This is a genomic window from Donghicola tyrosinivorans, from assembly GCF_003003355.1.
Taxonomy (GTDB): Bacteria; Pseudomonadota; Alphaproteobacteria; order Rhodobacterales; family Rhodobacteraceae; genus Donghicola; species Donghicola tyrosinivorans.
The window spans coordinates 19,086-38,662 of record NZ_PVTQ01000019.1; the positions used below are offsets into that span (position 1 = coordinate 19,086).

15 protein-coding genes are annotated in these 19,577 nt (G+C 60.7%); 4 read left to right on the forward strand and 11 right to left on the reverse strand.

All coding sequences use genetic code 11. The annotated features are described in order from the left end of the window. The 3 genes from CLV74_RS19040 to CLV74_RS19050 all read left to right on the forward strand — a co-directional run bounded on the left by CLV74_RS19040 (position 1) and on the right by CLV74_RS19050 (position 4,128). The gene (locus tag CLV74_RS19040; RefSeq protein WP_106267977.1) at positions 1-1,233 is read left to right on the forward strand and encodes an efflux RND transporter periplasmic adaptor subunit; all 1,233 of its coding nucleotides are present in this window, start codon (positions 1-3) and stop codon (positions 1,231-1,233) included. Positions 1,234-1,355: 122 nt separating this feature from the next. After that, entirely contained in the window at positions 1,356-2,729 is a 1,374-nt protein-coding gene (locus CLV74_RS19045) for an aspartate aminotransferase family protein (protein WP_106267979.1), read from the forward strand. 7 nt (positions 2,730-2,736) lie between these two features. Continuing rightward, positions 2,737-4,128 carry a glutamine synthetase family protein gene (locus CLV74_RS19050; RefSeq protein WP_106267982.1) on the forward strand — a complete coding sequence of 464 codons (1,392 nt, stop codon included), beginning with the start codon at positions 2,737-2,739 and terminating at the stop codon, positions 4,126-4,128. A gap of 106 nt (positions 4,129-4,234) precedes the next feature. Here the strand turns inward: CLV74_RS19050 and CLV74_RS19055 are convergent, their stop codons facing one another. The 11 genes from CLV74_RS19055 to CLV74_RS19105 form a co-directional block, all read right to left on the reverse strand. Next, complete coding sequence (locus CLV74_RS19055) at positions 4,235-4,687, reverse strand: SRPBCC family protein (RefSeq protein ID WP_106267984.1); 453 nt, start codon at positions 4,685-4,687, stop codon at positions 4,235-4,237. 186 nt (positions 4,688-4,873) lie between these two features. Further along, positions 4,874-5,659 carry an XdhC family protein gene (locus CLV74_RS19060; RefSeq protein ID WP_106267986.1) on the reverse strand — a complete coding sequence of 262 codons (786 nt, stop codon included), beginning with the start codon at positions 5,657-5,659 and terminating at the stop codon, positions 4,874-4,876. Beyond that, positions 5,656-6,840: a vWA domain-containing protein gene (locus CLV74_RS19065; RefSeq protein ID WP_106267988.1), complete on the reverse strand. Its 1,185-nt coding sequence runs from the start codon at positions 6,838-6,840 to the stop codon at positions 5,656-5,658. Before CLV74_RS19065 ends, CLV74_RS19060 begins: the two co-directional genes overlap by 4 nt. Continuing rightward, on the reverse strand, positions 6,837-7,715 hold the full coding sequence (locus tag CLV74_RS19070; protein WP_106267990.1) for an AAA family ATPase: 879 nt from the start codon (positions 7,713-7,715) through the stop codon (positions 6,837-6,839). The genes CLV74_RS19065 and CLV74_RS19070 overlap by 4 nt, the downstream gene beginning before the upstream one ends. Positions 7,716-7,829: 114 nt before the next feature. Further along, positions 7,830-10,259 (reverse strand): aerobic carbon-monoxide dehydrogenase large subunit, encoded by a 2,430-nt coding sequence (locus CLV74_RS19075; RefSeq protein ID WP_106267992.1) that lies wholly within the window; start codon positions 10,257-10,259, stop codon positions 7,830-7,832. Further along, positions 10,256-10,750: a (2Fe-2S)-binding protein gene (locus CLV74_RS19080; protein ID WP_106267995.1), complete on the reverse strand. Its 495-nt coding sequence runs from the start codon at positions 10,748-10,750 to the stop codon at positions 10,256-10,258. The genes CLV74_RS19075 and CLV74_RS19080 overlap by 4 nt, the downstream gene beginning before the upstream one ends. A gap of 74 nt (positions 10,751-10,824) precedes the next feature. Beyond that, a complete protein-coding gene (locus tag CLV74_RS19085) occupies positions 10,825-11,679 on the reverse strand; it encodes an FAD binding domain-containing protein (RefSeq protein ID WP_106267997.1) in 855 nt (284 codons plus the stop codon). A gap of 145 nt (positions 11,680-11,824) precedes the next feature. Next, a complete protein-coding gene (locus CLV74_RS19090; protein WP_245888615.1) occupies positions 11,825-12,964 on the reverse strand; it encodes an MHYT domain-containing protein in 1,140 nt (379 codons plus the stop codon). Positions 12,965-13,099: 135 nt separating this feature from the next. Further along, the gene (locus CLV74_RS19095; RefSeq protein WP_106267999.1) at positions 13,100-16,312 is read right to left on the reverse strand and encodes an efflux RND transporter permease subunit; all 3,213 of its coding nucleotides are present in this window, start codon (positions 16,310-16,312) and stop codon (positions 13,100-13,102) included. Beyond that, positions 16,305-17,276 (reverse strand): efflux RND transporter periplasmic adaptor subunit, encoded by a 972-nt coding sequence (locus CLV74_RS19100; protein ID WP_245888616.1) that lies wholly within the window; start codon positions 17,274-17,276, stop codon positions 16,305-16,307. The genes CLV74_RS19095 and CLV74_RS19100 overlap by 8 nt, the downstream gene beginning before the upstream one ends. Before the next feature lie 107 nt (positions 17,277-17,383). Beyond that, positions 17,384-18,340: a GlxA family transcriptional regulator gene (locus tag CLV74_RS19105; protein WP_106268050.1), complete on the reverse strand. Its 957-nt coding sequence runs from the start codon at positions 18,338-18,340 to the stop codon at positions 17,384-17,386. A 76-nt stretch (positions 18,341-18,416) separates the two neighbouring features. Here CLV74_RS19105 and CLV74_RS19110 point away from each other — a divergent pair, with 76 nt between their 5' ends. Further along, on the forward strand, positions 18,417-19,577 hold the full coding sequence (locus CLV74_RS19110) for an acyl-CoA dehydrogenase family protein (RefSeq protein ID WP_106268004.1): 1,161 nt from the start codon (positions 18,417-18,419) through the stop codon (positions 19,575-19,577).

The following is a 19,577-nucleotide window of genomic DNA, read 5'->3' on the forward strand; positions in this document are numbered from 1 at the left end:
ATGGCCCGCAAGAAACTGTCCCGCTCGGTCCTTATTGCGATTGCTGCCTGCCTTGTATGTGCGGCATTGGTATTTGCCTTCTGGCCTCGGGCGACAATGGTGGACTTGGGACACGTTAGTCGCGGCGAAATGCGCCTGACCGTGGATGAGCAGGGCAAGACGCGGGTGCGCGATGCCTATGTGATCTCGACCCCCATCGATGGGCGGCTGTTGCGGGTTCAGGTCCAGCCAGGTGATCCGGTTCAGCAGGGCGTGACAGTTGTGGCGCAGATGCTGCCTGCCAATCCCGCCGCGCTGGATATCCGTACCCGCGGGCAAGCCTTGGCTGCGGTTGAGGCCGCAGAGGCCGCCTTGCATGTGGCCGAGGCAAATCTGGAAGCCGCCCGCGCCGATGCGGATCTTGCGCAATCGGATCTGGACCGCACCAGCCGACTGGCAGGCAGCGGCATCGCCAGCCCTGCCGCTTTGGAGCGGGCGCAAAGCGCCGCCCGCGCGGCGCAGGCCCAATTGGCCACCGCCGCCGCTGCGATCGAACAGCAAAACGCCCAAGTTCGCAGCGCCCGCGCCGTGCTGATCGGCTTTAATGATCCGGATTTTTACGATGATGAAAATGACCATACCGATCAGGCGCGGATTATCCATGCGCCCATCAGTGGCGTGGTCTTGCAGGTCATTCATCAGGACGAAACCACCCTATCCGTCGGCTCGCCCATTCTTGTGATCGGCGATGTGGAGCAGGACCTAGAGGTCGTCGTCGAACTGATCTCATCCGATGCCATCAATGTGCATACCGGCGATCCGGTCGAGATTGTGAACTGGGGTGGCGAGGGGGCGCTGACCGGCAAGGTGATCCGCGTTGAACCCTATGGCGAGACAAAGGTCTCGGCCCTTGGGGTGGAAGAGCAGCGGGTGACGGCGGTAATCCATCTGTCCAGCCCGCCGCAGGACCGGATCGGTCTGGGGCACGGCTTTGCGGTTGAGGCGCAGATCGTGGTCTGGTCAGCCGAAGATGCGCTTAGGGTTCCCTCTAGTGCCCTGTTCCGAGAAGGCCCAGATTGGGCGGTTTTTGTCGCCAATGACGGCACGGCGCAGATGCGCCGTGTCACTATCGGCTTTGACAACGGACAAGAGGCCGAAGTGAAAGAAGGGCTGGCAGAGGGTGATCAGATCGTGCTGTACCCGCCTGCGGATTTGACGGGCGGCACGGCGATCACCCAAAGGGTAGTTGAATAGGAGCTGCGCGCTTTTTCACATGCTTGCGGGTGGTTCGCTGCGTCCAAAAGGCTTATCCGATTTCTCCACTTTTAATTTGATCAAATTGTGTCAAATAATGTGACGATCAACGGAGAGACGCGATGCCAAGCAGCGCAGACCACATTGCCGGTATTGACCGTGCCCGCCTTCAGGCCATCGCCGCCCGTGAGGCCGAGGCCTATGCTGCCGCACGGCCTGAAACCAGAGCCGCGCTGGATGCGGGGGCCGAGGCATTTCTGGATGGCGTTCCCATGCATTGGATGAAGGACTGGCCCATGCCGTTCCCGATGCTGGTTGCAAAAGCCAAGGGCGCAAAGCTGAGCGATCTGGATGGCAACAAGATCGATGATTTCTGTCTTGGGGACACGGGCTCGATGTTCGGCCATTCTCCGGCACCGGTCTCCAAAGCCATCCGCGATCAGGCGCAAAACGGGCTGACCTATATGCTGCCAACCCAAGCCGCATTGGCGGCGGGTCAACTGCTGACCCAGCGGTTCGGCGACTTTCGCTGGCAGATCGCGACCACCGCAACGGACGCAAACCGCTTTGCCCTGCGTGTCGCGCGGGCGGTGACCGGCAAGCCGAAGGTGCTGGTCTTTAACGGCTGCTATCACGGCACTGTAGATGACGCGATGGTCGCTTTGGAGGATGGCGTGACTGTCACGCGGGCAGGGCTGACGGGGCAGGTCACCGACCTGACCACCCTTGCCACCTGCGCCGAGTTCAATGACCTGAGCAGCGTTGAGGCAGCCCTAGCCACCGGACAGATCGCGGCCATCCTGACCGAACCCGTGATGACAAATTCCTGCATGGTGCTGCCGGACCCAGACTTTCACACCGGTCTGCGGGACTTGGCCACGAAATATGGCGCGCTTTTGATCATTGATGAGACGCACACAATCTCGTCCGGTCTGGGCGGCTATACCCGCGTGCATGGGTTAGAGCCGGATATTTTCGTGGTCGGAAAGTGCGTGGCAGGCGGGATGCCCACGGCCGTTTGGGGCCTGCGCCCCGAGGTTGCCGCGCAATATGCCCGCTACAATGAAGCCCGTCCTTCGGGCCATTCGGGCATGGGGACAACCCTGTCGGCCAATCCGATGCAATTCGCCTGTCTGACTGCGACCCTGTCTGAAGTTATGACGCCAAAGGCTTATGCCCGCATGGAAAAAGGGGCGAAGCGGTTGGCAGGCGGACTGGCGCGCGCGATCGCCGCACATGGCGCTCCTTGGCATGTGGTCCGCGTGGGCGCACGGGTCGAATTCATTTGTGCCCCTGGCCCCCTAAAGAACGGAACCGAGGCCGCCGCCGCCCATATGCCTTCAGTTGAGGCCACCCTGCACACGGCCCTTTTGAACCGCGGCTGCCTGATCGCGCCGTTCCACAACATGATGCTGATTAGTCCGGTGACCAAGAAGCGCCAGATTGATCGACTGATCACCGCCTTTGATTCAATCCTGACCGAGCTTTTTGCCTGAGGACCCTATGACTGACACTTGCCCCTCGGGCGCGACACTTGCCGAAGCCGAGGCCTTTCTGGCCGCACATCCTGAAATCGAAGCCGTGGATATCATCTTGCATGACTCCAACGGCATCGGGCGCGGCAAGATCATCCGCCGCCACGAACTGCTTTCTCTGTACAAGTCGGGCCGGCATATGCCGATCTCGATCCTTGGGCTGGATATCTGCGGCGAGGACGTCCATGAGACCGGTCTAATCTGGGATCAGGGTGACGGCGATCTGCGGGCTTGGCCGATCCCCGGCTCGCTGAAGGCGCTGCACAACACCACGCCGCCCCGCGCTGAGGTTCTGATGTCGCTGTATGAGCTGGACGGCCAGCCCATGACCTCGGACCCGCGGCACGCGTTGCAGCGGCAGGTGGATGCCTTGGCCGCACAGGGGTTAAAGCCCGCCGCCGCCTTTGAGCTAGAGTTCTTTTTGCTGGACCCTAAGCGGGATGAAAACGGCGACGTGCGTCCTGCCTCTGACGTGCTGGACGGGCGTTTCAGCCGTAAGACCGAGGTCTATTCCGTAGACCATCTGCACGGGATGCTGCCGCTGTTTTCTGACATCTACGCGGGGGCGGAAAAGGCGGGGATCAAGGCCGAAACCATGATCTCGGAATATGCACCGGGCCAGTATGAGCTGACCCTGCATTACCGAGAAGATGTGATGCAGGCGGCGGATGATCTGATCCGTCTGAAACGCATCGTGCGGGCGCAGGCCCGTGCCCACGGGGTGGTTGCCTGTTTCATGGCAAAGCCTGTGGCCGATTATGCCGGATCGGGGATGCACCTGCATGTGTCTTTGATGGATGAGGCTGGCCAGAACATCTTTGCCGAGCAACCGGACGCGGGCTGGACCCAGCCCCTGCTGCACGCGCTTGGCGGGCTGCGGTCGACCATGGCTGAATCCATGCTGGTCTTTGCGCCGCACCTGAATTCGTGGCGCCGATTTGCCAATCAAAGCTATGCGCCTGTCTCAACCAGTTGGGGGGTGAATAACCGCTCGGTGGCGTTGCGCATTCCGGCTGGCGACGTGAAAGCGCGGCGGATCGAACACCGTCCCTCGGGCGTGGATGCGAACCCCTATCTGGTGGCGGCGACTGTTCTGGCAGGCATCCGTTATGGGCTGGAACAACGCATGGACCCCGGAGAGCAGACCAAGGGCAATGGCTATAGCGAAGACGCGGACGACAGCGCGATGCCCCGCGATTGGAAATCCGCGATCGAGGCAGCCAAGTCTTCCGAGTTCCTGAAAGACGCTTTGGGCGAGGACATGCACCGCACGTTTACGGCGGTGAAAGCTGCGGAATATGCGCGGGTAGCGCGGACGATCTCGGATGTGGATTACGATCTGTACCTTCACACGATCTGATCAATAGAGCTTTAAGATAGATCTGTAAGGTGTTGTTATAAAAAGATGCCGCCCTAAGGCGGCATTAAGTCTCGCACGAAAGAGGTGTCAGAAGGCTGCTTACGCTTTAGGCTGCGCGGGCTTCTTCGACGATCTCGCCAAAGGATTTGAAGAACATGCCTGCCAGCTTGGTGGCGGTGCCCTTGATCAGGCGGCTGCCAAGTTGTGCCAACTTGCCGCCAATGTCGGCTTTGGCCTCATAGCGCAGGATGGTTTCGCCATCGACTTCTTCCAGCGTCACGTCCGCGCCGCCTTTGGCGTGACCGGCCGCGCCGCCATTGCCTTGCCCTGATAGGGACATGGCATCTGGGCCGCCAGTGGTGTCCAGCACGACATTACCTGAAAAACGCGCCTTAACTGGCCCAATTTTAAGGACAATTGCCGCTTCATAGGCGTTGTCATCGGTTTTCGTCAGCTCTTCACAGCCGGGAATGCAACGACGAAGCACATCTGGGTCCTGAAGCGCTGCGTACACCACATGCTTGGGGGCCGCGATGCGGATTTCATCTGTCAATTCCATGGAAGGTCCTTTCTTCAGCAACAGGGAAACTTGATATTCGCCAGTATCTCGGCGTGATCGGGTTTGAGGGTCACGCGGGTCAGTGCGCGACTAATCCACGAATTTTGATATTTTTCAGTAGCTTGTGTCTCTAAGTTCGTGCAGCTGTCGTGCACTGGCTGAGTCAAGCTACAAGGCGGGGGCAGATCATTCATAGCTGTTCTTCCCGTCAAAGCGGCGGCGCGTCTGGATCAGCTCTGCCAGAATGGACAGGGCGATCTCTTCGGGCGTCACCGCCCCGATATCGAGACCCGCAGGCGCCGAGACCTGATCGACCCGCGCTTGATCCGCACCGGCGGCGACCAGCTTGGGGGCAAGGGCAGCGTATTTCTTGCTGCTACCGACAAAGGCGATGTAACCGGCGGCTGATGCCAGCGCCTGTTGCAGCGCATCCATGTCCCCTTGGCCTTGGGTGGCGACGATAATGGCTTGCATGCGCGGAGCGTTCGGGCGGGGGTGGATGGCGGTTTCGACCGACCAGTGAAAGCGTGGGGCCAGATCGGCCAGCGCCATCGCGACAGGGGATGAGCCGACGACAACAAGTTCAGGCATGGGCAGGATCGGTTCGATAAAGATGTCGATGGTGCCGCGCGATGGGCAGCCGTTGCGGGCGTAGGTCACCCCGTCCACCTCGGATCCGGCGGCAAGGCCGCGCTCGCTGAGGTTCTCTTCGGGGGTGACCGAGATCAGACAGGGCGCGCCGGTCTCAAGCGCCTTCAGTGCCGCCCGCCGAACGGCCCCCCGCGCACAGCCGCCGCCCAGAAAGCCGCGAATGATCGCGCCTTCCGCATCGATGATCGCCTTGGCACCGGGCTTGGCCGAGGTGGTTCCGGCGGTGCGTACAATGGTGGCAAAGGCATAGGGCTCTTGCCGCAGGCGCAGGGTTTCGGCCATGTCGGCCATATCGCGCGAGATGAGATCGACGTAGGTCATAAGCGGGTTAACTCCGGTTCCAACGCAGCCAGATCGGCCAGCGTGTTGGCAGGCTCAAATAGATCAAGGTAGGGCAGGGCCGCAGCCATGCCTGCGGCAACGGGTTCGTAGTCTTTCCAGCCCTTCAGAGGGTTCAGCCAGATAATGCGGCAGCCCCGCTTGCGCAGGCGGGCCATCGCCTGTTCCAACTGGTCCGCGCTGGCGGTGTCATAGCCGTCCGACAGGATGATCACGACGCTGCGGCCATCCACAAAACGGCGGGCGTAGGTTTCTGCGAAAAGACCAAGGCAGTGCCCGATCTTCGAGCCGCCGCCAAAGCCGTCCGCCATAAGGGACATCCGCCCGATCGCCCGCATGGCGTCGCGGTCGCGCAGCGCCTCTGAGATGCGGACAAGGCGGGTGTGAAACAGGTAGGCATCTGCTGTGCTGTCACTGCGGATGAGGCCGGCGATGAAGGCCAAAAAGACCTGCGCGTAAACGCCCATAGACCCCGACACATCACAAAGGGCCACGATTTTGCGGTCCCGTTCGGGGCGCTTTCGGCGGAAAAGACGCAGAGGCTCGCCACCTGTCGAGAGGCTGCGCCGGATGGTTTTGCGGAAGTGCAGCCGGTCGCCTTTGCGGGCTGCGATCCTGCGACGCGAGCGTTTGTCACGCAGGGCAAGGCCCATGCGGCGGGCAACGGCCTCGGCCGCTGCGATGTCTTCGGGGGTGACCAGATCGCGCAGGTCGCGTTTTGACAGGGTTTTGAGCTGGCTGGCAATCAGTTTGCCGGTGCCGTCACGCTCTGCCTCGCCGTCGCCGCCGTCCGGCGCGGTGGCATTGCCGGTGCCGCCTGAGTCTTCGCCTTGCGCCCGGCGCGAGGAATGCACGCTGTCCTCCCCTTTTGACGCCTTCGGCGAGTGAACAACCTTTTGCCGGACACGCCCCATGTCCATCCAGTAAGACGCGAACAGATCGTCAAACCGTTCTGCCTCATCCTTTGAGCCTGTGCAGACAGCCCGAAGGGCGGCGCGGGCCAGCATCGGTTGCGCGGCCTCAACTTGGGTCAGGGCAGAGAGGGCTAGTTCGGTTTCCTGCGTACCAAGGCGCAGGCCGTTCTCACGCAGATGCGCCAGAAACCCTGCCATACGGGCCGCGACACCCGGATCACGGGCGGCAAAGCGGGTGACGCGGCTCATGCGGCTTTCCCCGCAAGGCGTTGCGACACTTCGGTCGAGATCGCCGCGCGGTCCGCTTGTGTCTTTAGCAGCGTCGTCAGGGTGGCCTGCAAAACCGCCGGATCGCGGGTCAGATCGTTGATCCCGAGGCCCATGAGGGCAGCGGCGAAATCCAGTGTCTCGGCAATGCCGGGGACCTTTTCCAGATCCTCTTTGCGCAGGGCTTGGACAAAGCCGATGACCTGCTCGGCCAGCCGTGCCTCGATACCCGCGCAGCGGGTGGTCAGGATGGCTAGTTCGGTCTCTTTGTCGGGGTAGTCCACATAGGCGTAAAGGCAGCGGCGGCGCAGGGCGTCTGACAGATCGCGTGTTCCGTTAGAGGTCAGAATAACCACCGGCTTGGAGGTCGCAGTGATTGTCCCAAGTTCCGGCACGGTGATCTGGTATTCGGCCAGCATTTCCAGCAGGAAGGCCTCGAATTCCTCATCCGCGCGGTCAATTTCGTCGATCAGCAGAACGGGCGGTGTATCTTGGGTGATCGCCTGCAACAGGGGGCGTTCCAGCAGATAATCGCGCGAGAAGATGCGTTCTTCGATGCCTTTGGTGTCCTCGCCGCGCTCGCTGGCGGCGCGGATAGACAGCAACTGGCGCTGGTAGTTCCATTCATAGATGGCTTGGGCCGCATCCAGCCCCTCATAGCACTGAAGGCGGATCAGCTTGGTGTCACGGGCGGCGGCCAGAACGCGGGCGACTTCGGTCTTGCCGACACCGGCGGCGCCTTCCAGCAGCAAGGGGCGTTGCAGTTTCAATGCCAGATGCATGGCCACAGACAGATCGTCCGAGGCGACATAGCCCAAGGTTTTCAGGCATGTTTGTAGCTCACGAAAGTCCTTCATCAGAGCCTCTTGCCGTTTGTCGTCTGAGATTCTTCACTCGGGTTCTGGGGGAGGCATTGCCTCCCCCAGCCATCGGCGCGCATGAGCCGCTCAGCTACGCGCACCGAAACCGGTTTACCCGTGCAGGCCCAACTCGTTGGCGGTCTTCCATATCCGCCAGTGATCGTGGGGCATGTGGGTGTGCCGCAGGCCAAAGGCCCGGAAGGCATCGTTCACTGCGTTCGAGAAGCAGGGCACGCCGCCCACATGGGGGCTTTCGCCCACACCCTTCGCACCGATGGGGTGGTGCGGCGAGGGGGTGACGGTGTGGTCGGTCTCATAGTTCGGAACCTCCCACGCGGTGGGCAGGAAAAAGTCCATCAGCGTGCCGGTCTTCACGTTACCCATCTCGTCATAGGCAATCTCTTGGCCCAGTGCGACGGCCAGCGCCTCGGTCAGACCGCCGTGAACCTGTCCTTCGATGATCATCGGGTTGATGCGTGTGCCGCAGTCGTCCAGCGCGTAGAAGCGGCGGATGTCCACTTCGCCCGTGTCCACGTCGATGTCCATCACGCAGACGTAAGCGCCGAAGGGGTAGGTCATGTTGGGCGGATCATAGTAGCTGACCGCTTCAAGACCCGGCTCGATCCCCGGAATGGCCTGATTATAGGCCGCAAAGGCGATCTCTTTCATAGTCTTGAACTTTTCGGGCGCGCCTTTGACCACAAAGCGATCAACGTCGAATTCCACGTCGTCGTCGTGGACCTCTAGCAGGTAGGCCGCGATCATCTGCGCTTTCGCACGGATTTTGCGTCCTGCCAGCGCGGTGGCCGCCCCTGCAACCGGTGTCGAGCGCGAACCATATGTACCAAGCCCGTAGGGCGCGGTGTCGGTGTCGCCTTCTTCGATCGTGATGCTGTCTGCGGGCAGGCCGATTTCTGTGGCAAGGATCTGCGCAAAGGTCGTGGCGTGGCCCTGACCCTGACTGATGGTGCCTAGACGTGCGATGGCCGATCCGGTGGGGTGGATGCGAATTTCGCAGCTGTCGAACATGCCAAGCCCAAGGATGTCGCAGTTCTTCACCGGACCCGCACCGACGATCTCGGTAAAGTGGGTCAGGCCGATGCCCATTAGCTTGCGGGTTTTGCCAGCCTTGAAGTCCTCGACTCGCTGGGCCTGTTCGGCGCGCAGCCCGTCATAGTCCACGGCCTTCATCGCCTTGTCCCAAGCGGTGTGATAGTCGCCGCTGTCATATTCCCAGCCAAGGGCGGCTTTGTAGGGGAATTGGTCCTTGCGGATAAAGTTGATCCGGCGCAGCTCGGCCGCGTCCATGTTCAGCTCAATCGCCAGAACCTCGATCATCCTTTCGATGAAATAGACGGCCTCGGTTACGCGGAACGAGCAGCGATAAGAGACGCCCCCCGGTGCCTTGTTGGTGTAGACCCCGTCCACGGCCAGATAGGCGGTGGGGATGTCATAGGAACCTGTGCAGATGTTCATGAAACCGGCGGGGAATTTGGTGGGGTCCGCGCATGCGTCAAAGCCGCCGTGGTCCGCGGTCACGTGACACTGAAGACCGGTGATCTTGCCCTCTTTGGTGGCGCTGATCTTGCCTGTCATCCAGTAATCGCGGGCAAACGCGGTGGTCATCAGGTTTTCCATCCGGTCTTCGATCCACTTGACCGGCACACCAGTCACGATGGATGCCACGACCGAACAGACATAGCCCGGATAAGCGCCCACTTTGTTGCCAAAGCCGCCGCCGATATCGGGGGAAATGACGCGGATGTTATGCTCTTCAATCCCCGAGATCAGGCTGACCACGGTACGGATTGCGTGCGGTGCCTGGAAAGTGCCCCATAGGGTCAGCTTGCCGTTCACCTTATCCATCGAGGCCACGCAGCCGCAGGTTTCCAGCGGGCAGGGGTGGGTACGGTGGTAATAAACGGTCTCTTCTGCGACGACCTCGGCGCTGTCGAGAACCTGCGTGGTAGCTTCCTTCTCGCCCACTTCCCAGGTGAAGATGTGGTTGTGATGCTTGCGGGGGCCGTGGGCGCCATCGGGCAGGCTGCCGTCTTCGGCCACCAGATCCTCGCGCAGAACCACGTCGGATTTCAGGGCTTCAAAGGGATCGACGATGACGGGCAGTTCTTCGTAATCCACCTCGACTAGCTCGACCGCGTCGGCAGCGATATATCGATCCTTGGCGACCACATAGGCCACCTCTTGCCCTTGGAACAGAACCTTGCCGTCGGCCAGCACCATCTGTTTGTCGCCAGCAAGGGTCGGCATCCAGTGCAGACCCAGAGGGCGCAGATCCTCGGCGGTCAGAACCGCAATCACCCCGTCCAGCGCCAGTGCCGCAGAGGTATCAATCGACTTGATCCGCGCATGGGCATAGGGCGAGCGGACAAAGTCCCCGAACAGCATACCCTTCAGCTTGATGTCGTCTACATAGTTGCCCTTGCCTTGGGTAAAGCGGGCGTCTTCCACGCGCTTGCGCTTGCAGCCCATGCCGCCCAGAGCATCAACGCGGCTTTCACGGGTTGTGACTTCGTCTTTCATTCTGCCGCCTCCTTGACTGCGTTCATCTCTGCCGCGGCGGCGAGGATGGATTTCACGATGTTCTGGTAGCCGGTGCAGCGGCAAATGTTGCCTGCCATGCCGAAGCGGACTTCTTCTTCGGTGGGGTTGGGGTTTTCTTCCAGCAGCTTCGAGGCGCGGGTGATCATGCCAGGTGTGCAAAACCCGCACTGAAGGCCGTGATGTTCTTTGAACGCCGTTTGCAGGACGTGCAGGTTGTCGGGGCTGCCAAGGCCCTCGATGGTGGTGATGTCGGCGCCATCGGCTTGCGCAACAAAGACGGTGCAGGATTTCACCGATTTGCCGTTCAGCGTGACGGTGCAGGCACCGCAGTGGGAGGTTTCACAGCCGATGTGCGGCCCGGTGATCCCCAGACGTTCGCGCAGGGTGTGGATCAAAAGCTCGCGCGGTTCGGCCAGAAATTCTTGTTCCTCGCCGTTCACCTTGAGCGTGATGTGCATTTTCTTGGACATGGGTTATCTCTCGAATTTGGGTGCGCGACCGCGCGGCCAAAGGCTGCGCGCGATCATGGATCAGAGCGATGGCGTCAGGCGCGGGACCAAGCGCGTTCAATGGTGCGGCGCAGGATGACGCTGGCGGCGTGGCGCTTGAACTCCACGGGGCCACGGTTGTCCTGTGCGGGGTCAATATCGCCCAACATGGCCTGCACGGCGGCCTTGATCGCTGCGTCATCAACCGATGTGCCCACTAGTGCATCGCCTGCGGCAACCGAATGGACCGGCGTGTCGCTAAGGTTGGTCATCGCGATCGAGGCTGCGGTGCAAACGCCGTTCTCTTTCACCAGCTGCACGGCGGCAGCGGCGGTGGCATAGTCACCGATCTTGCGTTTTTGCTTCACATAGCCATAGCCGCCTTGGGGTACGGCAAAGCTGACGGCAGTCAGCACTTCGTCGTCCTCGCGGGCGGTCATGTACGCGCTTTCGTAGAAGTCACGCGCTGCGACGGTCCGTTCGCCATCAGGACCAACCAGATGGAAGGTCGCATCAAGGCACTGCATCAGGCCCGGCATGTCGTTGCCCGGATCACCGTTTGCCACGTTGCCGCCGATAGTGCCCATGTAGCGCACCTGCGGGTCGGCGATCTGCAGCGATGTTTCGCGCAGGATCGGCGCGGCGCTGGCAAGCTCTGCACTGTCGATGATATCGTGCTGCGTGACCATGGCACCTAGGCGAACGACGCCATCGGCCACGGAAATGCCGCCAAGACCCTCGACGCTTTGCAGGTCGATCAGGTGAGGCACATCCGCCATGCGCAGCTTCATCATCGGTATCAGGCTGTGACCACCCGCCATCACGCGGGCATCGTCTCCGTACTGGGTCAGCACGGCTAGAACACCCGCCATGTCCTTTGGACGGTGGTATTCGAAGGCTGCTGGAATCATTGCCTCTCCTCCCTAAGCAATCAGTCTGGCTTGTCGGGAGGCTGCGCCGAGGCAGGGCGCCAGGCTTTAGAAATCGCTTTATTTTCGCGCATTTTGCACGAAATGCGCCGTTCTCTGCACGAATTGCGCCGCCACTTGCACGGGTTCAGGCGAAAACGTCTTCTGCATCTTTAAGGTGAGAGCGGCTGACTGGCACGTCCGGCAATCCGGTCACCGCGAATGAGCATCGGCCCTTGTCTTTGCTGCGCTCAAAACGGGCGACTTTGCCCGGATTGACCAGATAGCTGCGGTGCACCTTGATAAAGCCTTCGGGCAGCAGGCGCTTGGTGGCTTCGGTGATCGGCCAGACGCAGTAAAAGCGTCCGTTGGACGTGTAGACCTGCGTGTAGTGACCGTCAGCGCGGACGAATGCGATGTCTGTTGCGGGGACGCGCACCTTGCCGCCGTCCTTTTCGCAGGGCAGCCAGAGGGGCGCTGCGGGGGCTTTCGGCTTTTGGGTCAGCGCTGCTGGTGCTGCGTCGATTGCAGCCTCTTGCGGGGCGGGGGATGGGGCGATCTCATTTGGTACCAGCATGGTCGAGCCCACCCAGAGAAAGGCGCCAAAGATCACAAAGCTGCTAAGGATCACGCCGATGGCCATGACCTCATTGCTAATCAGGGGGCCGATCTCTTGGGTCGCAGCTTCAGCGATGAAATTGGTGCTGGTCATCGCTAGGCTATGGACCGCTGTGACTGCCACGCCAAAACAGATGGTCCCGATAAGGATGTTCCGGTTGGTCCGGCTGCCATAGGCGATCCCGAAGGCCAGAATGCACAGGCCAATCGCCAGCACCGATGAGCTGATTACGCCAAAGGCCGTATAAACAGGACGGCACAGTTGCATGCCTGCCATGCCCACGTAATGCATGGTCAGAACGCCGACCCCCACCAGAACTCCTGCGGCAAAGATCGTAACGTGGGTGCGTTTGGTGAAATGCAGCAGCAACAGTGCCATCGTGACGATTAGGATCGCGATCAGCGCCGAGACCAGCGTCACCGCCGCATCATAATAGAACAGGATCGGCATTTGCAGGCCAAGCATGGCCACGAAGTGCATCGACCAGATGCCGCCGCCCAATGTGATCCCCGCCAAGGCCACCGACAGTTTGCGTTGAAGGACAGTCTTTTTAGACAGATCTTTGGTTAGGGAAAGGCCCGTCGCGCCGGCGACCAGAGCCACCAGAAACGCAATCGCAAGCAACCAGTAGTTATGCTGATAGTCGATGAACTCCATGGCGCGGAGCATGCATGAGGCGACCGATTGACGCAACATGGCTTTCAGAGACGTCGGGTCTCTTCTTTAGAATGGCAGATTTCAAAGGGTCTGGGCCGTTCGAAAGGACAAAGGGCGCACGGGATGCATGCGCCCTTTGGTGTTCAATCAGGTCTTGGCGATCCGGTAGATGGCCGGAATCACCAGCACCGTCAGTGCAGTGGACGACAGCAGTCCAAACAGCAGCGAAATCGCCAGACCCTGAAAGATCGGGTCCACAAGGATCACCGCCGCCCCGATCATGGCCGCCAACGCAGTCAGCAGGATCGGTTTGAAACGGGTGGCGCCTGCCTCGATCAGCACATCCACGGTCACGCGGCCCTCGGGGTCTGCGTGGCGGATAAAGTCCACCAAGAGGATCGAGTTGCGCACGATGATGCCCGCCAATGCGATAAAGCCGATCATCGAGGTAGCCGAGAACGGCGCGCCGAACAGCCAATGACCGACCATGATACCAAGGAAGGTCAGCGGCACCGGCGTCAGGATCACCAGCGGCAGACGGAAGCTGCCGAACTGCGCCACAACCAGCACGTAGATGCCTAAAAGCGCGATGGCAAAGGCGGCCCCCATGTCGCGGAAGGTGACCCATGTGACCTCCCATTCGCCGTCCCAAAGCAGAACAGGCGTTTCGGGATTGTGGGGCTGGCCGTTCATGCTGATCTGGGGCTTGGTGCCTTCGGGCCAGTCCATCGCGTCCAGTTTGGCGGCAACTTCCAGCATTCCGTAAAGGGGCGCTTCAAAGTCACCAGCCAGTTCGGCCATGACCATCACCGCCTCTTGCCCGTTGTGGCGGAAGATCGGGAAAGACGCGCTTTCTTCCGACAGGGCCACCACATCGCCAAGCTCCACCACGCCGCGCCCGCCGGGCAGAGCGTTGGCGGGAACGGGTGTGGACAGAGCCTCGGCGTCCATCACACGGTCTCCGCGATCACGGGTCACCACGATCGGGATCGGCGGGCGACCTTCGCCGCGGTGGGAGTAGCCCACGGTGCTGGACCCGTTCAGCAGTTGCAGGGTTTGCAGGGCGTCGGCCTCTTGGACATTGTAGAACTCAAGGTCCGAGGGCTTCAGTTCAGCCCGCAAGCGGCGGGCTTGGGTGCCATAGTTGTCGTCGGTGTCGACGATAAAGGGCACTTCTTCGAAGGCCGCGCGCACCTTTTCAGCCACCGCACGACGGGTTTCCCCATCGGGGCCATAGATTTCGGCCAGCAGCGTGGCGATGACCGGCGGGCCGGGAGGGGGCTCGACCGTTTTCAGGATAGTGCCTTCGGGCATGTCGATCGCCTCAAGCCGTTTGCGCAGGTCCAGCGCGATATCGTGGCTGGTACGATCGCGGTCTGTCTTGGGCAGCAGGTTCAATTGCACCTCGCCCATTTCAGGGTTTTGGCGCAGGTAGTAGTGACGCACCAGACCGTTGAAGTTGAAGGCCGAGGCTGTGCCCGCATGGGTCTGCAGGCTGACCACCTCTGGCAGGTCCAGCGCAATGGCAGCGACCCGCTGCGCGATGGCGTCGGTTGCCTCGACGCTGCTGCCTTCGGGCAGATCGATCATCACCGAGAGTTCGGATTTGTTGTCGAAGGGCAGCAGTTTGACCGTTACGTCCTTGGTATAAAGCATCCCAAGCGAGCCGAAGGACAACACCACCACGATCATCAGAAACACCGCGCTGCGCCCTTTGCCAGCCAGCAGCGGGCGGGCGATGCGGGCATACATCCGGCCCATGCGGCCACCGGGTGTGCCGTGATCGTCATGGTGCAGGCTGGCCCGTCCGGCGATCTTGAACATCAGCCAAGGGGTGATGATCACCGCCACAAAGAACGAAAAGATCATCGCGGCCGAGGCATTGGCGGGAATGGGGCTCATGTAAGGGCCCATCAGGCCTGAAACGAACAGCATCGGTAACAGGGCCACGACCACGGTCAGTGTGGCGACGATGGTAGGGTTGCCGACCTCTGCCACCGCGGCGACGGTCGCGCCAAACCGGCTTTGTCCTTCCTTCTGCATGCCCCAGTGGCGGGCGATATTTTCGATCACCACAATGGCATCATCCACCAGAATGCCGATGGAAAAGATCAGTGCAAACAGCGAGACGCGGTTCAGCGTATAGCCCATCATATAGGCCGCAAAGAGCGTCAGCAGGATGGTGACAGGGATCACGATGGCAACCACAATCGCCTCGCGCCAGCCGATTGTGAAAAACACCAGCGCCACGATTGAGACGGTCGCCAAAGCAAGGTGGAAGATCAGCTCATTGGCCTTTTCATCGGCGGTTTCACCATAGTCGCGGGTGACTTCGACCTTGACAGAATGGGGGATCAGCTTGCCCTCCATCGCCTCGACCGAGTGCAGCACCTCTTCGGCCACGGTCACCGCATTGGCACCTGCGCGTTTGGCCAGCGCCAAGGTCACAGCGGGGGCGCGGCTAACGGTACCGTCTTCGGCTTTGCTGAGGGTGCTGACATAGGCGTCGTCAAGGTTTGAGACAAAGCCCACCTCGGCCACATCACGCACATAGACAGTCCGGCCATCGCGGGCGGTCAGTTCCAGATTGCCGATTTCATCGGGGGTGGTCAGGGTCTGGCCCACGATCAGGCTGACTTGCTGGCCTTCATCACGGATCAGGCCACCAGGCGCGGCGCTATTGGCACCCTGAACCTTGCCCACCAATTGCTGCAAGGTCACGCCATAAAGTGCCAGCTTTTCAGGGATCGGAGCTACGCGCAGGGCCTCTTCCGTGCCGCCGATCAAATAGGTCAGACCCACGTTCTGGATGCTGGCCAGATGCACCTCGACCTCTTTGGCGATGCGGGTCAGATCGGCTGCGGTCACGTCGGCAAAACCTTCGGCAGGGCTGAAGGTCAGCGAGACAATCGCCACGTCGTTGATCCCGCGTCCCACTACAAGAGGTTGGGGAATGCCAACGGGGATCCGGTCCAGATTGGCCAGAATACGGTCACGCACGCGCAAGATCGCAGTGTCCGCGGAAACGCCCACATCGAAACGGGCAGTAACCATGACGCTGTCATCGCGGGTGTCGGAATAGACATGTTCGACCTGATCGATGCCTTTGACGATAGTCTCCAAAGGCTCGGTGATCAGTTTCAGTGCGTCCTCGGCCCGCAAGCCGCTGGCATCTACAAAGATATCCACCAGCGGGACCGAGATTTGCGGCTCTTCCTCACGGGGCAGGTTCATCAAGGCAATGAGGCCAACCGCCAGCGAGGCCATCAAGATCAGCGGTGTCAAAGGGGATTTCAGGAATGCACGGGTCAAATTGCCCGCCAGTCCCAGCGCCCCTGATTGGATGTGTTCATTACTCATCAGCGATCACCAGCGTTTCACCGGCACTGAGGCCCGTGACGATTTCCACCATGGCCGCATCGCCGCTGCCGATCACGTCACCGGGGATCACCACCTGATGCACGGGCCCTTGGGCGGTCTGGACCGTCACATAGTCCAACCCGGCCTCCTGGTGCAAAGCGGCAGCGGGTACCAAAAGGGCCTGACGTTCGGCCACGGGCAGGCGTACCTGCACTCGGCGACCGACAAAGCGGTCATCAAGGCCCTGAACCTCAACGTCGGCCTCAACCCGTCCGCCTTCGATCAGGGGATAGACCTTGGCCAGCGTGCCGGTGATTGTGCCGTCCGCGCGGGCGATTTCGATGCTGTCGCCGGTTTGCAGGGCCTCGGCATGGCGTTCGGGGATCGAGAGGCGCAGATAGCTACCGCCGCCGCCGATCACCGCCACGCTTTCGCCAGCACCAATGACCGAGCCACGGGCCACTGGCACATCCAGCACCACGCCCGCATCGGGGGCCAATACCTGTCCTTCTTCAATCTGGCGTTCCAACACCAGACGTTCGGCGGAAATTGCGGAAATCTCGCCGTTAAGCACATCAACCGCCGTTTGCAGCGCATCCAGTTGCTGGTTCGAGATCACGCCCCGTTCTTTCAGCGCCGTGCCGCGATCAAGATCCGCCTGAGCGGTGTCCAAACGGGCCTGTTGTGCCTCAAGGCGAGCATCCAGCGCCGAGATCTGAAAGTCGATCTTTGTGTCGGTGATCACGGCGATCTGTTGGCCTGCGGTGACCATATCCCCTTCCGAGACCTCAAGTGTCTGCAGAGTGCCGTTGATCCGCGCACGGGCAGGAACCCTGTCACGGGTTTCGATCTGTCCGAAGACCGATTTCCACTCGGTCACAGGGGTTGCGGTTATCGTGAACGACTCGGCAAAGGCGGCGGTGCTTGCGCAGGCCAGCCCTAGGGAAAACAAGAACGCGCGCATCATATCCTCTAAGGTTTGGAATTCCAAATATTGAATATGATGGGCGGCATTTCAATGATCTAGCGCAAATTCTTTGGGTTTTCCCGCGAAGAGCGCCCATTGTGCGGTTATTTGACCTCTCGCTCTGTAATGCGCAGTTCTCTTGGGGCGATGCCGAATTCCTTCTTGAACGCCCGTGTTAGGGCGCTGGCATTGAGGTAGCCGCAGCGGGCACTGATCTCTTCGACTGAAAAGCCGGTGTTCAGGCACAGCCTGCGGGCCTCGCGCAGGCGGATGGCTTGGTAAAGCCGAGCGGGGCCAAAACCGTAGGCTTCGTTGCAGAGTTTCGAGAGGGATTTTTCTGGCAGGCCGATCCTCTGCGCGAGGTCGGGGATTGCGACCGGCACTTCGATATTTCGCCGCATCAGCGCCGCTGCCATCCGCAATTTGCCCGCGCGAGTCGCCTTCATCTGGGGGTCAAACCAACTGGCTTTCTCACCGAACATGAACAAGGCGCTAACCTCTAGGGCCAGCATCGGGCCGTGGTGTTGCTCGATCAACTTCAGGACCAGTTCAAACGTTGTGGTGGCCCCGCCGCAGGACATGATCGGACTGTCCAGAACAAAGCGGTCTTCGGTGACGTGAACAGCGGGGAAGGTTTCGGCAAAGTGGACCAGTTCGTCCCAGTGGATGGTGGCGGTGTGTCCGTCCAACAAGCCAGATGAGGCCAGCAGCCAACTACCCATATCCATGCCCACAAGGGTCCGGTACCGCGACCGCGCCGCCCGTAGGCCAAGGTGGCAGGCAGAGGTCGCGTGGGTCTTGAAGCGGTAGCTGGGCATGACAAACAGGTAGTCGCCCCTCTCATGGCCCAAAGCCGCATGAGGTTGGACCGGCAGCCCGCTAGAGGACACCACCCCGTCTCCGTCCAGACTTAAGAAGGACCAGCGATAAAGGGGCTTGCCCGACAGGGTGTTCGCAGCCCGCAGCGGCTCGACCGCGTTGGCAAGGCACAGGTTGGAAAAGGCATCGAACAGCAGGATGCCGACAGTGCGCGTTGCGTCAGAAGATTTCCAAATCTGCATGAAATTGGCCGAAAACTGCATGATGTGATGGTGAACTCTGCCGCACTCTACCTGTTATCCACAAGGGGAGAGATCGATGCACTTCGGATTGAGCGATGAGCAAGAGATGATCGTCAGCACAGTGCGGTCCTTCGTCGAGAACGAAATCTATCCGCATGAGGCGATGGTTGAGCGTACTGGTCAGGTGCCGTTCGAACTGGGCCAAGAGATAAAGCGGAAGGTCATCGATCTGGGGTTTTACGCCTGCAACTTTCCCGAAGAGGTGGGCGGTGCGGGGCTTTCTCATCTGGATTTCACTCTGGTTGAACGAGAGTTGGGTCGCGGATCGATGGCATTGACCCATTTCTTTGGCCGCCCCCAGAATATCCTGATGGCCTGCGCAGGCGATCAGCGCGAACGTTATCTGCTGCCTGCGGTGCGCGGCGAAAAGATGGATGCGCTGGCGATGACCGAACCCGATGCGGGCTCGGACGTGCGGGGCATGAAATGTTCGGCGCGGCGGGATGGTGGCGATTGGGTCATCAATGGCTCAAAGCACTTTATCTCTGGCGCGGAACATGCTGATTTCTTTATCGTCTTTGTAGCAACAGGTGTGGATGAAACTCCTAAAGGGCCGAAGAAGAGGATCACCTGTTTTCTGGTGGATCGCGGCACGCCGGGGTTTGAGGTGCGCGATGGTTATGCCTCGGTCTCGCATCGGGGCTACAAGAATTATGTGCTCTATTTCGACAACTGCCGCCTGCCGGATGCGCAGGTTCTGGGCGAGGTGGACGGCGGTTTCGCGGTCATGAACACGTGGCTCTATGCGACCCGTCTAACGGTGGCCGCGTTCTGCGTGGGGCGCGCGCGACGTTGCTTCGATCATGCCCTCAGCTATGCGGCAGAGCGCAAGCAGTTCGGTCAGGCCATCGCCAAATTCCAAGGGGTCAGTTTCCAGATTGCCGACATGATCACCGAGATTGACGCCGCCGATTTGTTGACCCTCTCGGGCGCATGGCGGCTGGATCAGGGCTTTGAGGCGAACCGAGAGATCGCCAGCGCAAAGCTTTACGCCTCGGAGATGCTGGCGCGGGTGACTGATGCGACCTTACAGATACATGGGGGCATGGGGCTGATGGACGATTTCCCGATCGAGCGGTTCTGGCGCGATGCGCGGGTGGAACGGATCTGGGACGGGACCAGCGAAATCCAGCGGCATATCATCAGCCGCGATCTGTTCCGACCCTTGGGGGCCTGA